13 protein-coding genes are annotated in these 13,169 nt (G+C 59.0%); 8 read left to right on the top strand and 5 right to left on the bottom strand.

Annotated features, from left to right (window positions below; all coding sequences use genetic code 11):
- Positions 1-224: 224 nt before the first annotated feature.
- Both yedA and GHN86_RS21505 read left to right on the top strand, forming a co-directional pair.
- The gene (gene yedA, locus GHN86_RS21510; RefSeq protein ID WP_153379796.1) at positions 225-1,115 is read left to right on the top strand and encodes a drug/metabolite exporter YedA; all 891 of its coding nucleotides are present in this window, start codon (positions 225-227) and stop codon (positions 1,113-1,115) included.
- 58 nt (positions 1,116-1,173) lie between these two features.
- Positions 1,174-2,511 (top strand): DEAD/DEAH box helicase, encoded by a 1,338-nt coding sequence (locus GHN86_RS21505; RefSeq protein ID WP_153379798.1) that lies wholly within the window; start codon positions 1,174-1,176, stop codon positions 2,509-2,511.
- On the opposite strand, the gene GHN86_RS21500 is transcribed toward GHN86_RS21505, so the two are convergent.
- Both GHN86_RS21500 and GHN86_RS21495 read right to left on the bottom strand, forming a co-directional pair.
- A complete protein-coding gene (locus tag GHN86_RS21500) occupies positions 2,508-3,743 on the bottom strand; it encodes a TIGR03862 family flavoprotein (protein ID WP_153379800.1) in 1,236 nt (411 codons plus the stop codon). The two genes, GHN86_RS21505 and GHN86_RS21500, sit on opposite strands and share 4 nt — an antisense overlap.
- Positions 3,744-4,042: 299 nt before the next feature.
- A complete protein-coding gene (locus GHN86_RS21495) occupies positions 4,043-4,963 on the bottom strand; it encodes a histone deacetylase (protein WP_153379802.1) in 921 nt (306 codons plus the stop codon).
- A gap of 91 nt (positions 4,964-5,054) precedes the next feature.
- Here GHN86_RS21495 and GHN86_RS21490 point away from each other — a divergent pair, with 91 nt between their 5' ends.
- The 3 genes from GHN86_RS21490 (at position 5,055) to GHN86_RS21480 (ending at position 7,164) form a co-directional block, all read left to right on the top strand.
- Positions 5,055-5,624 (top strand): GNAT family N-acetyltransferase, encoded by a 570-nt coding sequence (locus GHN86_RS21490; protein ID WP_153379804.1) that lies wholly within the window; start codon positions 5,055-5,057, stop codon positions 5,622-5,624.
- Positions 5,625-5,710: 86 nt separating this feature from the next.
- Complete coding sequence (tesB, locus tag GHN86_RS21485) at positions 5,711-6,580, top strand: acyl-CoA thioesterase II (RefSeq protein ID WP_153379806.1); 870 nt, start codon at positions 5,711-5,713, stop codon at positions 6,578-6,580.
- A complete protein-coding gene (locus GHN86_RS21480; protein WP_153379808.1) occupies positions 6,577-7,164 on the top strand; it encodes an HAD family hydrolase in 588 nt (195 codons plus the stop codon). Before tesB ends, GHN86_RS21480 begins: the two co-directional genes overlap by 4 nt.
- A gap of 146 nt (positions 7,165-7,310) precedes the next feature.
- Here the strand turns inward: GHN86_RS21480 and GHN86_RS21475 are convergent, their stop codons facing one another.
- A complete protein-coding gene (locus GHN86_RS21475; RefSeq protein ID WP_153379809.1) occupies positions 7,311-8,207 on the bottom strand; it encodes a neutral zinc metallopeptidase in 897 nt (298 codons plus the stop codon).
- A 190-nt stretch (positions 8,208-8,397) separates the two neighbouring features.
- Between GHN86_RS21475 and pcaQ the strand changes: the two genes are divergently transcribed.
- From pcaQ to pcaG, 3 genes are all read left to right on the top strand, one after another.
- Positions 8,398-9,327, top strand: coding sequence for a pca operon transcription factor PcaQ (pcaQ, locus tag GHN86_RS21470; protein ID WP_323369395.1), 930 nt, complete (start codon positions 8,398-8,400; stop codon positions 9,325-9,327).
- 103 nt (positions 9,328-9,430) lie between these two features.
- Entirely contained in the window at positions 9,431-10,150 is a 720-nt protein-coding gene (gene pcaH, locus GHN86_RS21465) for a protocatechuate 3,4-dioxygenase subunit beta (RefSeq protein ID WP_153379811.1), read from the top strand.
- A gap of 11 nt (positions 10,151-10,161) precedes the next feature.
- On the top strand, positions 10,162-10,767 hold the full coding sequence (gene pcaG / locus GHN86_RS21460) for a protocatechuate 3,4-dioxygenase subunit alpha (RefSeq protein WP_153379813.1): 606 nt from the start codon (positions 10,162-10,164) through the stop codon (positions 10,765-10,767).
- A gap of 2 nt (positions 10,768-10,769) precedes the next feature.
- On the opposite strand, the gene GHN86_RS21455 is transcribed toward pcaG, so the two are convergent.
- Together GHN86_RS21455 and GHN86_RS21450 are read right to left on the bottom strand one after the other, a co-directional pair.
- The gene (locus GHN86_RS21455; RefSeq protein WP_153379815.1) at positions 10,770-11,654 is read right to left on the bottom strand and encodes a DMT family transporter; all 885 of its coding nucleotides are present in this window, start codon (positions 11,652-11,654) and stop codon (positions 10,770-10,772) included.
- An 80-nt stretch (positions 11,655-11,734) separates the two neighbouring features.
- Complete coding sequence (locus tag GHN86_RS21450) at positions 11,735-13,066, bottom strand: MFS transporter (RefSeq protein WP_153379817.1); 1,332 nt, start codon at positions 13,064-13,066, stop codon at positions 11,735-11,737.
- Positions 13,067-13,169 lie beyond the last annotated feature (103 nt).

Genomic DNA, 13,169 nt, shown 5'->3' with positions numbered 1-13,169 from the left:
TTGCCTTTAGTCCCCGCTGCCTTGGAGAGCGCGCTGATTTGTGGTGTTGCACAGATCGGCTTTTGCCTTTAGTCCCCTCTCCCTCCGGGAGAGGGCTAGGGTGAGGGTGCCTTTGATTTTCAAAGAAAAGTGTACGGCCACTTTTGGTGCGTTCTGTTACTTATTATTTCTCCCTTCGTTGTCTAGACTCCCGAGTCCCCTGTATCTGCCTTTGAGCTGCCTTCATGCCTGCCGCACGCCGTTTTCCGCTTCAACTGATCGGTGCTTTTTTCGCCTTATACGTTATCTGGGGCTCGACCTATCTAGCCATTCGCATCGGCATTGAGTCCTGGCCGCCATTGATGATGGCCGGTGTGCGGTTCCTCATCGCGGGCAGCTTGATGTATGGCTATATGCGCTGGCGCGGGGCGCCTTCACCCACAGCCATTCAATGGCGCTCGGCAGCCATGATCGGCTTTCTGCTGCTGGCCTGCGGCAATGGTGGCGTCACGCTGGCCGAACACTCCGGCGTGGCGTCAGGCGTCGCCGCGTTGGCCGTGGCCACCGTGCCTTTGTTTACGCTACTGTTTGGTTACTTCTGGGGCGCGCGTAACACCCGTCTGGAGTGGGCCGGCATCCTCCTCGGACTCATCGGCATCGGCATGCTTAACCTCGGTTCCAACCTGCAAGCCAGTCCAATAGGCGCCGCGATGGTGATCTTTGCCGCCGCTGCGTGGGCATTTGGCTCGGTGTGGAGCCGACACTTGCCGCTGCCCGTGGGGCCGATGGCCAGCGCTGCTGAAATGCTTGCGGCAGGGGCCATGCTGCTGGCGGCCAGCCTGCTCAGTGGCGAGCGCATGACCCAAATGCCCACCGCTGCTGGCTGGGGCGCGCTGCTGTATCTGGTGTTCTTCGGCTCCATCATCGCCTTCAGCGCGTATATGTACCTGTTGAAAAACGTGCGCCCGGCCGCCGCCACCAGCTACGCCTACGTCAACCCGGCAGTGGCGGTCATGTTAGGCATCGCTTTCGCGGGCGAGAGCATTGGCGTCGAAGAGTGTCTGGCGATGGCCGTCATCATCAGCGCCGTGGTGTTGATCGGGTTGCCGCAGTGGCGTAAGAAGAATCCCGCCTGAATTAGGGTAAACTGCGCGCCATTGCACCTCTGCGCTGACCTTTTTCGACGGTATTCCCATGACATTCGCCACCCTTGGCCTGATCGAACCCTTGCTGCGCGCCCTTGAGGCGCTCGGCTACAAGACCCCAACACCGGTTCAGGCCCAAGCGATCCCCGCAGTGCTGGCGGGCCGTGACCTGATGGCTGCGGCCCAGACCGGCACCGGCAAAACCGCGGGTTTTGCCCTGCCGTTGCTGCAGTCGCTGACCATGGAAGGGCCGAAAGTCGCCAGTAACATGGTGCGTGCTCTGGTGCTGGTGCCGACCCGTGAACTGGCTGAACAGGTTCATGAGAGCATTCGTCAGTACGCCGAACACCTGCCGTTGAGCACCTATGCGGTGTACGGCGGTGTCAGCATCAACCCGCAAATGATGAAAATGCGCAAAGGCGTTGATGTGCTGGTGGCCACACCGGGGCGTTTGCTCGATCTGTATCGTCAAAAAGCCATCAAGTTCACGCAACTGCAAACGCTGATTCTTGACGAAGCTGACCGCATGCTCGACCTCGGCTTTACGGAAGAACTGCGGGACATTTACCGCGTTCTGCCGAAAAAGCGCCAGACCCTGCTGTTCTCGGCGACATTCTCTGACCCGATTCGCCTGTTGGCCGAGCAGATGCTCGACAATCCGCTGAGCATCGAAGTCAGCCCGCGCAATGTGGCAGCCAGCAGCGTCAAGCAGTGGATCATTCCGGTCGATAAGAAGCGCAAGCCGGAGCTATTCCTGCATTTGCTACGCACCCAGCACTGGAAACAAGTCCTGGTATTCGCCAAGACTCGCAACGGCGTGGACGAGCTGGTCGGCAAGCTGCAAGCCTTGGGTATCAACGCAGACGGCATTCACGGCGACAAGCCTCAAGCGACGCGCCAACGTGCGCTGGATCGTTTCAAGGCCAGCGAAGTACAGATTCTGGTGGCGACCGATGTGGCAGCCCGTGGTCTGGACATCGAAGACTTGCCGTTGGTGATCAACTTCGACATGCCGATCGTGGCGGAAGACTATATTCACCGTATCGGCCGCACCGGTCGTGCGGGGCAGAAGGGCGAAGCGATTTCATTTGTCTGCGCCGATGAAGTGAACATGCTGTCGGCCATCGAGATGCTGACTCGTCAGACCTTGCCGCGCCATGAACAGCAGGACTTTGAGCCCGAGCACCGTGTGCCCGAGACCGATGCCAGCGGTCAGGTGATCAAAAAGCCGAAGAAGCCGAAAAAACCGAAAACCTCGGGCGGTGGCGGCAAACGCAATTTGGGTAAATGGGTGGACAGCGGTGAAGCCGCGCCGTCCGAGCCATCGGTCAAGCCGGTGCGCAAAGTACCGGTGTTTAACACCGGCCCGCGCAAGCGCAAGCCTTAAGCCTTTAACCAGCTTAAAACCCCCAACCCGGCGGCACGGCCACTGGCAAAACAGCCCGTGAGCAAGTAGCCGCCGGTGGGGGCTTCCCAATCAAGCATTTCGCCCGCGCAGAACACGCCCGGCAATGACTTGAGCATCAGGTTTTCATCCATCGCCTCAAATTTCACCCCGCCAGCGCTGCTGATGGCTTCGTCCAGTGGCCGTGCCTTCACCAATGTGAGGGGTAGCGCTTTAATCGCTTTGGCCAACTGTACCGGGTCGTTAAAGCTCTCAGCGGATGCCAACTCGCGCAACAGCGCCGCTTTCACCCCATCAAGTCCCAACTGGCTGTGCATATGTTTGCTCATTGAGCGTGAGCCGCGAGGCTTGGCCAATGCGGCGGCCACTTTATCCACAGGCTTGTTCGGCAGCAGATCAATCAGGATCGTGGCGCTGCCCTGTTGGTTGATAGCCTCTCGAATCGGTGCTGACCAAGCGTAAATCAAACTGCCTTCAATCCCGCTGGCGGTGATCACGCACTCGCCCAAGCGCGGCGTGTGGTGCTCCAGTGCGATGGCGATATTTTTCAGCGGAGCTCCAGCAAATTTACTGCGCAGCACCTCACTCCAACCTTGCACATCAAAGCCGCAGTTGCTCGGTTGCAACGGGGCCAGTTCGACATTGCGCTCAGCCAACAGCGGCATCCACGCGCCATCGGAACCCAGTCTGGCCCAACTGCCGCCACCCAGCGCCAGAATGACCGCATCGGGCTTGCAGCGCTTTTCACCCTCGGGGCTGTCGATGCGCAGCTGCCCCTCGGCGTCCCAGCCCAACCAGCGATGGCGGGTGTGGATAACAACACCGCTGTCGCGCAAACGTTTGAGCCAGGCGCGCAGTAGCGGGGCGGCTTTCATGTCGGTGGGGAAGACACGACCTGAGCTGCCGACGAAGGTTTCAATGCCCAAGTCGTGAATCCACTGGCACAAGGCATCAGCGTCGAACGCCCGCAGCAGCGGCGCCATTTGCGGAGCGCGTTCGGCATAGCGGGACAGGAAAGCCGGGTAGGCTTCGGAGTGGGTGATGTTCATGCCGCCCACGCCCGCCAGCAAGAACTTGCGGCCCACGGACGGCATGCCGTCGTAGAGGTCCACGTGTACGCCTGCCTGGCTCAACACTTCGGCGGCCATTAAACCGGCAGGGCCGCCGCCAATAATGGCGACGTGACGGGAAGCAGAGGAGGTGGGCTGAGTCATGACAAGGCTGCAAATCGGCGAAATAAGCGGGGCATTCTACCTGAGCAGGTCGCAGATCTCCCGTAGCAGCTGCCGAAGGCTGCGTTCGAGCGCGCAGCGGTCGCTCAGTCAAAGCTAGCGTTTTATACGACTGCTGCGCAGCCGGACGCAGCCTTCGGCAGCTGCTACGGGAATACATGTGTGCTGCTGTACGAAAAACATACAGCGCTGTGGAGGCTATATACGCCGTGGCCTGCGGGGGCTTTCACTCAGGTTATCCACAGGCAGTTCCACAGGCATTGTGGGTAAAAACTCATCCCTTAGTGACACCCTGATGACAGCCAGACCTTCTGTGCGCTGTGATGCAAGATGCCATGGCGCCGCGCCAAAGCCTTGCGGTCTTTGCTGTAGCCGCCGCCAATCACGCCAACCACTGGAATATCGCGACCCAGACAGTGGCGCATCACGCGCTCATCGCGCTCGGCGACACCTGCATCCGTCAGCTTCAAATAACCCAAGGCGTCGTCTTTGTGAACATCGACTCCCGCGTCGTACAGCACCAGATCCGGTTGGTACAACGGCAACAGGTAGTTCAGCGCCTCGTCGACCACTTGTAAATATTCAGCATCGCCCATACCCATAGGCAAGCCGATGTCCCAGTCACTTTGGGCCTTGCGAGCTGGAAAATTTTTTTCACAGTGCAAGGAAACGGTAACGGCGTCGGGCGTATGTTCAAGGATGCGAGCTGTGCCGTCACCTTGATGCACGTCGCAGTCAAATATAAGCACGCGATTGACCCGGCCACTTTCCAGCAGGTAGCGGCTGATGACCGCCAGATCATTGAATATGCAGAATCCGGCCGGGTGATCGTAATGCGCGTGGTGAGTGCCACCCGCCAAGTGGCAGGCCAGCCCATGTTCAAGGGCTTGTTCGGCGGCCAACAGTGAGCCGCCCACGGCGCGAATAGTGCGACGGGCCAGGGCTTCGCTCCAGGGCAGGCCCAGGCGACGTTGGTCCTCACGCGCCAGCTCTCCGGCCATATAGCGTTCGATATAGGCGCGGTCATGGGCCAGCGCGAGGATATCCACAGGGCAGAGTTCGGGGCGCAACAGGTCGGCATCCTGGGTCAATCCGGTGTCGATCAGGTGATCACGCAACAAACGGAACTTGTCCATCGGAAAGCGGTGCTCTGCCGGGAATTCGGGGCTGTAATCATCGTGGTATATCAGCGGTACAGGCATAGGGAATTCACGTCTGAGCGAGCGCGGGATATTACCAGCGCTGTACACTGCTCAACAGTTGAAAAGCCCGGTCACCAATCGGAGAGGCCTGATGGAGCAGATCAAAGAACTCGAAAGCCCTCGTTTGTTGTTACGCCCTTGGCGCGACACCGATTTGCCCGAATTTGCAGCGATGTGTGCCGACCCTCAGGTAATGCGCTATTTCCCTGCGCATTTGAGTCGTCTCGAAAGTGCCGCCTTGATAGGCCGAATGCGTGGCCACTTTGCCGAGCATGGCTACGGTTTCTGGGCGCTGCAACGTAAGGACTCCGGTGAGTTCATCGGCTTCACCGGGCTGGCGAATGTCAGTTTTGCCGCTGCATTTACCCCGGCGGTTGAAATAGGCTGGCGGCTGGCGCGAGAGCACTGGGGTTTGGGCTACGCCAGCGAAGCGGCTTGGGCGGCGTTGCGCTGCGGGTTTGACCGGTTGGCACTGGATCAGGTGGTCTCGTTTACCAGCCAGTCGAATTTGCCGTCACAAAAGGTCATGCAAGCGATTGGCATGCGCCCCGATCCGCTAGGTGATTTTGAACACCCGCGCCTGCCTGAAGGCCATCCATTAAGGTCGCATGTGCTGTACCGCATATCGCGGGCACAATGGCTGGAAACACTGCACGGCTAGGCCGGTGTAAAGCGACGCAAGTCGAAATTTTGTTGAGCGCCGTCCTCCGATGTACGGCGCTATTGCTTTGTGTGAGGAGAATCGGAATGAGCCAAGTGTTGGATGATCTGGTCAATTTGCTGACGCTGGAGCCGATCGAAGAAAACCTCTTTCGTGGCAGCAGTCAGGACTTGGGCTTTCGCCAGTTGTTCGGCGGTCAGGTGCTCGGTCAATCGCTGTCGGCTATGAGCCAGACCGTTGAAGACGCCCGCCACGTGCACTCAATGCACGGCTATTTTTTACGCCCCGGCGATGCCAGCCTGCCCGTGGTCTATCAGGTTGATCGCGTGCGCGACGGTGGCAGTTTCAGCACCCGCCGGGTAACAGCCATTCAGAAGGGCAAGCCGATTTTCACCAGCAGCGCGTCGTTCCAGTATGACGAAGTGGGGTTTGAGCATCAGACGTCCATGCCCGATGTCGTTGGCCCGGAAAACCTGCCGTCCGAGCTGGAGATGATTCGCCAGCGGGCGCACCTGATCCCGGAGCCGATGCGCGAAAAATTGCTGTGCGCAAAACCGATCGAGTTTCGTCCGGTCATAGGCGAAGACCCGTTCAACCCAGCGGTCTGTGACCCCATCAAATATGTGTGGTTTCGTGCCGACGGCACATTGCCCGACACCCCGGCCCTCCACAAATACCTGCTGGCCTATGCTTCGGACTTCGGGTTGCTGACGACCTCGTTACTGCCCCACGGCAAAGGCGTGTGGCAACAAGACATGCAGGTGGCCAGCCTCGACCACGCGCTATGGTTTCATGCCGACCTGCGTGCTGATGACTGGTTGCTTTACGCGATGGACAGCCCGTGGGCGGGCAACTCGCGCGGGTTTTCCCGTGGCAGCGTTTATAACCGTGCGGGCCAACTGGTGGCGTCAGTGACTCAGGAAGGCCTGATTCGCCATCGCAAGGACTGGGCATGAGGCTCAAAGACATCAGCCATTGGGTGTTTGACATGGATGGCACCCTGACCGTTGCCGTGCATGACTTTGCCGAGATTCGCCGGGCGCTTGGCATCCCGGCTGATGAAGACATTCTGACTTACCTCAATGCCTTGCCAGCAGAGGATGCGGCGGCCAAACACGCGTGGTTGCTTGAGCATGAACGTGAGTTGGCCAAGGCATCCAGGGCTGCGCCCGGAGCGGTTGAACTGGTGCGCGATCTGGCTGCGCGGGGTTATCGCCTTGGGGTATTGACGCGCAATGCGCGGGAGCTGGCGCTGATTACCCTGCAGGCCATTGGCCTGGCCGACTGCTTCAAGCCTGAAGATGTGCTGGGGCGTGAGTGTGCGGCGCATAAACCCGACCCGGACGGCCTGCTGAAACTGGCGCGGGCATGGCAAGTGGAGCCTGCCCGAATGGTGATGGTGGGCGATTACCGTTTTGATCTGGACTGTGGGCGTGCGGCGGGCTGCAAAACCGTACTGGTTAACGTGCCGATCAATCCTTGGCCGGAACTGACCGACTGGCATGTGCAAGACTGCTTTGAACTGCAAAAGCTCGCGTGAACCTGTAGTCGCTGACGAGGAACGAAGGCTGCGATCGGCGGCGAAGCCGTCGTAGGAATTGACACATCTTGCGACCGCTTCGCGCTCGATCGCAGCCTTCGTCAGCGACTACAAAAGCGACTCAAGGTGAACACGCGCACTGTCCTTTACAAAGCCCTTGCCGAAAACGTGTCGCATTGGTTGATATTGCCTTGAGCAAACCCGGTCTTGAACCACTTGACCCGCTGCGCCGAGGTGCCGTGGGTGAATGAATCGGGCACTACACGGCCACGGCTTTGTTGTTGCAGGCGATCATCGCCAATGGCATTGGCCGCGTTCAGTGCCGACTCAATGTCACCGGCTTCCAACCAGTTATGGCGTTTTTGCGCCAGATTAGCCCACACCCCGGCAAAACAGTCCGCTTGCAGTTCCTGACGTACCAATAAGCCGCCGTCACCTTCCATGCGCTGACCCTGCTGGCGGGCCATCTGCATTTTTGAGGAGATGCCCAGCAACGTTTGCACGTGATGGCCCACTTCATGAGCGATGACGTAGGCTTGGGCGAAGTCGCCCGAGGCTTTGAAACGTTGCGCCATTTCCTGGAAAAAACTCATGTCCAGGTACACCTTCTGATCTGCCGGGCAATAGAACGGGCCACTGGCTGCCGTGGCATAACCGCAGGCCGAACCGACTTGCCCGCTAAACAGCACCAGGGTCGGGTTTTTATAGTTTCGGCCAGACTGCTGAAAAACCTGAGCCCACGTGTCTTCGGTATCACCCAGCACGGCGCGTACAAAGTCAGCTTGTTCGTCATTGGCTGGCGGCGCATGCCCGGCTTGCTGTGTCACTTGGGGGGCAGATTGTTCGGTCATCTGGCCGCTTAATTGCCCGAGAATCTGCATCGGGTCCTGCCCGGTCAGCAGGCCGAAGCCGACAATCACCACCACCGCCATCAAACTCAGACCCTTGCCACCGCCGAAGCGCATGCCTCCACCGCCGCCGCCAGTACTTTGATCGCGCACGTCTTCAACGTTGTCGCTACGACGGCCTTTTTTCCACAGCATGGAGGAATCCTCTGATAAATCGTGTGTGTAAGTGTTGTAGCTGAGACCTGACTGCGCCAGCCCGGTCGTCAGACGTTTGTTGGGTCGAGTGCTTTAAAAAGACCCAATGGGCTTATGACAGTTCCAGACCTCAGGCTCAAGTGGTTGAATAGCGCCTGAACCGCAGAGCGCATCCGGAGTTGTTATCCCTGTGAATATAGATACCCGCATCAAATACCGTCATCTGGTGTGCTTTCTGGAAATGGCACGCCAAGGCAGTCTGGCGCGGGCGGCGGATGTGTTGGCGGTGAGTCAGCCGGCCATGTCCAAGACCCTCAAGGAGTTGGAAGCCTTACTCACGGTCAGTCTGTTTGTACGCAGTAAAAGCGGAATAAGTTTGACTGAGGCCGGGGTAGCCTTCCTGCGTTATGCGACGCCATCGGTACAGGCATTGCGCGAAGGGGTCAATGCGCTGCGGGGCGGCGAATATGCGGGCGGCACGGTCCGGCTTGGCGTGCTGTCGACCGTGGAGAGCGTGTTGATTCCTGAACTGGTGCGCCGTCTGCACCGCCAGCACTCCTCATTGGTGGTCAGTGTGGTGACGGGGCCCAGTGCTTATTTGCTCTCGCAATTGCGGGTAGGGGACGTGGATCTGGTGGTCGGGCGAATGACCGACAGCCCGGAAATTCAGGGCATGAATTTTGAACACCTGTACAGCGAGTGCATGACGCTGGTGGTACGCGCCGGGCACCCCTTGACCCTCCAACCACTGGATCGCAGCCTCCTGGAGCATTACCCGTTGGTGGTGCCATTGGCTAATACCACCATCCGCGCGTACGCCGACAGCTTGTTCGTGCAATGCGGTATCAACCCGTCGCGCCAGCGCCTGGAAACCTTGTCCGTGACCTTGAGTCGTCGTTATGTGCTGTGTAACGACGCCGTGTGGATTGCGCCGCTGGATGCGGTGCGCATGGATTTGGCCAGTGGCGAGTTTCACGAGCTGGACCTGGGGCAGCGCGAGCCGGGCGGTTCCATTGGTATTTGCCGCAACGCCCATGTGCCCGTGTCGCTGGCTGTGCAAGGGTGCATCGAGGTGCTGCGTGAACTCGGGCAGGCGTATGCCAAGGGAGTTTATCCATAACTGAATGGTTATGGATGCGCCGGGCCTTTTCAGTAGTCCCTGTTCGCCTGTTGTTTAAACTGCTGGCTTACCGTGCAGCCTATAAAAACAACAGGAGATCGACATGTCTGATGCAGACAGCCGGCGCTTTGTCATTCGTGACCGCAATTGGCATCCCAAAGCCCTGACCCCGGATTACAAAACCTCCATCGCCCGCTCCCCGCGTCAAGCGTTGGTGAGCATCCCGCAATCGGTCAGCGAAACCAGCGGGCCTGATTTTTCCCATCTGAAATTCGGTCAATTCGACAATGACCTGCTGCTCAATTTCAACAATGGCGGATTGCCGATAGGCGAGCGGATTCTGCTCTCGGGTCGCGTCTGCGATCAGTACGGCAAGCCGATTCCCAATACTCTGGTGGAGATGTGGCAAGCCAACGCCGGTGGCCGTTATCGACACAAGAATGACCGCTACCTGGCCCCGCTCGATCCCAATTTTGGCGGTGTGGGCCGTACGCTGACTGACAGTCAGGGCTATTACAGCTTTCGTACGGTCAAGCCCGGCCCCTACCCATGGCGCAATGGCCCCAATGACTGGCGACCGGCGCATATTCACGTGTCAGTCAGTGGCCCGTCGATTGCCACCCGCCTGATAACCCAGCTGTATTTCGAAGGCGACCCGTTGATCCCGATGTGCCCGATCGTCAAATCGATTGCCAACCCCGAGGCGGTGCAAAGCCTGATCGCTCGTCTGGACATGGGGGCTGCCAATCCGATGGATTGTCTGGCGTACCGCTTTGATATCGTGCTGCGCGGCCAGCGCCAGACTCACTTCGAAAACCGCTGAGGAGCCACACCATGCCTATCGAACTGCTACCGGAAACCCCTTCGCAAACGGCTGGCCCTTACGTGCACATCGGTCTGGCGCTGTCCGCTGCCGGTAACCCGCCGCGCCCCGAGGAAATCTGGAACGAAATGGCCAAGCCCGACGCACCCGGTGAGCACATTGTGCTGCTGGGCAATGTCTATGACGGTAATGGTCATTTGGTGCGCGACTCTTTTCTGGAGCTGTGGCAAGCCAACCATGAAGGGCGCTACGACGAAGGGTTTGACTCGGAAAAGGCATTCAACAGTTTTGGCCGCACCGCCACCACCTTCGATGCCGGAGAGTGGACGCTGAACACCATCAAGCCGGGCGTCGTCAATAATGCGGCCGGTGTGCCGATGGCGCCGCATATCAACGTGACGCTGTTTGCCCGTGGCATCAACATCCATTTACAAACGCGCCTGTACTTCAGCGACGAGCCTGAGGCCAACGCAAAGTGCCCGGTGCTCAACCTGATTGAGCAGCCGCAACGGCGTGAAACCCTGATCGCTCAACGCTGCGAAGTGAATGGCAAACCGGCTTACCGGTTTGATATTTATATTCAAGGTGTGGGCGAGACGGTGTTCTTCGACTTTTAAACTCAAGCCCGTGCGCGGCGTTGCTGCCACGCCGCGGCCAGCCCGCTCAGGCAGATAATGGCGATGCCGATGCGGGCTGACAGGTCGGGCATGTGGCCAAAAAGAAACACCCCCAAAATGCCGGAAAACACAATCTGGCAATAGCTGAATGGCGCCAGCAACGCAGGCGCCGCCACCCGAAAAGATTGCGTGAGCAGCAAGTGCGCGGTCATCCCCAGCGTCCCCAGCGCGAGCATTTCCAGGGCATTGATAAACGTCGGCGTCTGCCAAAAGAAAGGCACCAGCGCGCTCATCACCAAGGCATTGAACAGGCCTGCAAAGAAATTGCTGGTGGTCGGGCTGTCGTAGGCGCTGAGTTTGCGCGTGAGGATCTGGTAGAAGCAGAAACACAACGCGGCTGACATCGGCAGCAACACCGCCGGGGTAAACAGGCTGCCGCCGGGATGAATAATCACCACCACACCGATAAACCCGCAGCCCACCGCCGCCCATTGCCCCTTCGAGACCTTTTCGCCGAGCAACGGGCCGGACAACGCCGCCACCAGCAACGGCGCGATAAAGTTGACCGCGGTGTTTTCCGCCAGCGGAATAAACAGCAATCCGTAGGTGAAGAACAACCCCGAACCCAACAGGCAGATGGCCCGCAGCACTTGCAGCAGCGGCCGCGAGCTGCGCAATACGCGCAGCCCGGACTGGGGCAGGAAAATCCCCGCCATCAACACGGTGTGCACCAGATAACGCGCCCACACCACCATCACCACGGGGTAGATCCCGCTGAGGTATTTGGACAGGGCGTCGTGGCTGGAGAACAGCGCAGTGGCTGTGACGATCAGCAGAATCCCTTTCAGGGGGTGGTTAACCCCTGAAAGCGGCGTGGGCAATGTCATCGAGCACCTCTATTGAAGGATGGCGTGTTGAGCGTCGGGCTTTGCCAGACGCTCACAAGAGGTTCGATTGAACGTGCCTATCAGACCTGCGGGATTTTTCGCGGAGCCATGAAGTACATCCAGATCAGCGCAATAAAATACATGGCGGGAATCATGGTGAACAACACGGTGTAGTTGTTGTTTGTGACCGTCAGCACATAGCCGACAAACTGGGTCATAAACATGCCGCCGATGGCCGCGCACATGCCGCCAAAGCCGAACACCGTGCCCATCATATGTTTAGGCGTGTAGTCCATCACCATGCTCCACACGTTGGCCGTCCAGGCCTGATGCGCGCCCAGCGCCAGTGCGATAGCACCCACGGCCATCCACAGGTCGCTGGAGCCGGCGGCCAGCACCACACCAATAATCGCAACGGCGCACAACGCCATCGACACCAGTCGCGCCTTGACTGCCGCCATGCCCCGTTTGATCAGAACCGAAGACAAGATGCCGCCGCCCACGCTGCCGAAGTCGGCGGTGATGTAGATGATGATCAGCGGAATGCCCATCTGGGTGACACTGATGCCCAGGTTGTATTGCTGATTGAGGAAGGGCGGTAACCAATACAAGTAAAACCAGAACACCGGCGCCGTCATCGCGTAGGACAGGGCAAAGGCCCACGTACCGCGCATCTTCAGGATGGTGGAGAACGAAACGGTGGTTTGCTCCGGCTCTTTCTCCTGCTGGATATAGGCCAGTTCTGCTTTGGAAACAGTCGGGTGGTCTTCAGGGTTGAAGTACTTCAAGCCCCAGAAGATCAGCCAGATACCGCCCAGTGCGGACATGCACAGAAACGCAGCCTGCCAGCCCCACACGTGCAGTACCAGCGGCAGCATCATGGGGGTAAACATGGCGCCCACGTTAGTCCCGGCATTGAAAATACCGCTGGCTACCGCGCGTTCCTGAGCGGGGAACCACAGGCGTGTGGTCTTTACGCAGGCCGGGTAGTTGGCAGCTTCGGTCAAACCGAGAATAAAGCGGCAGATCATAAATCCGACGGCCGAGGTCGCCAGGCCGTGCGCGCCGGTGGCCAGGCTCCACAGCAGCACGGCGCAGAAGAACACTCGCTTGACGCCAATGCGGTCAATCAGGCGGCCTTGCAGGACGAAGCCAATGGCGTAGCCGACCTGAAACCAGAAGTTGATGTTGGCGTAATCCATCGCCGTCCAGCTCATCTCTTTGGCCAGAATCGGTTGCATCACGCCCAGTGCGGCGCGGTCGATAAAGTTCAGCGTAGTGGCGAAAAAGACCAGCGCGAGCATTCCCCAGCGGGTCTTGCCGGTCGCCATGGCACCGCGAAGCTTGCCGCCGAGGCCCGCGTGCGGAACGCTTTGGACAGGCGTAGTACGTGCAGTCTGAGAAGGGACCATGAGGTAGTTACCTGTTTCTTGGAATTGTTATGTGGTGTGGCGCATGTGCAGCAAGTGACTCGGGTTTGATGGTGGCGACTGGATAAAAAGCCGTCAATTCACG

The organism is Pseudomonas helleri, from assembly GCF_009600315.1.
Classification (GTDB): domain Bacteria; phylum Pseudomonadota; class Gammaproteobacteria; order Pseudomonadales; family Pseudomonadaceae; genus Aquipseudomonas; species Aquipseudomonas helleri_A.
Note: the sequence above shows the minus strand (reverse complement) of the source record. Positions and strands in the feature narration are given on the sequence as shown.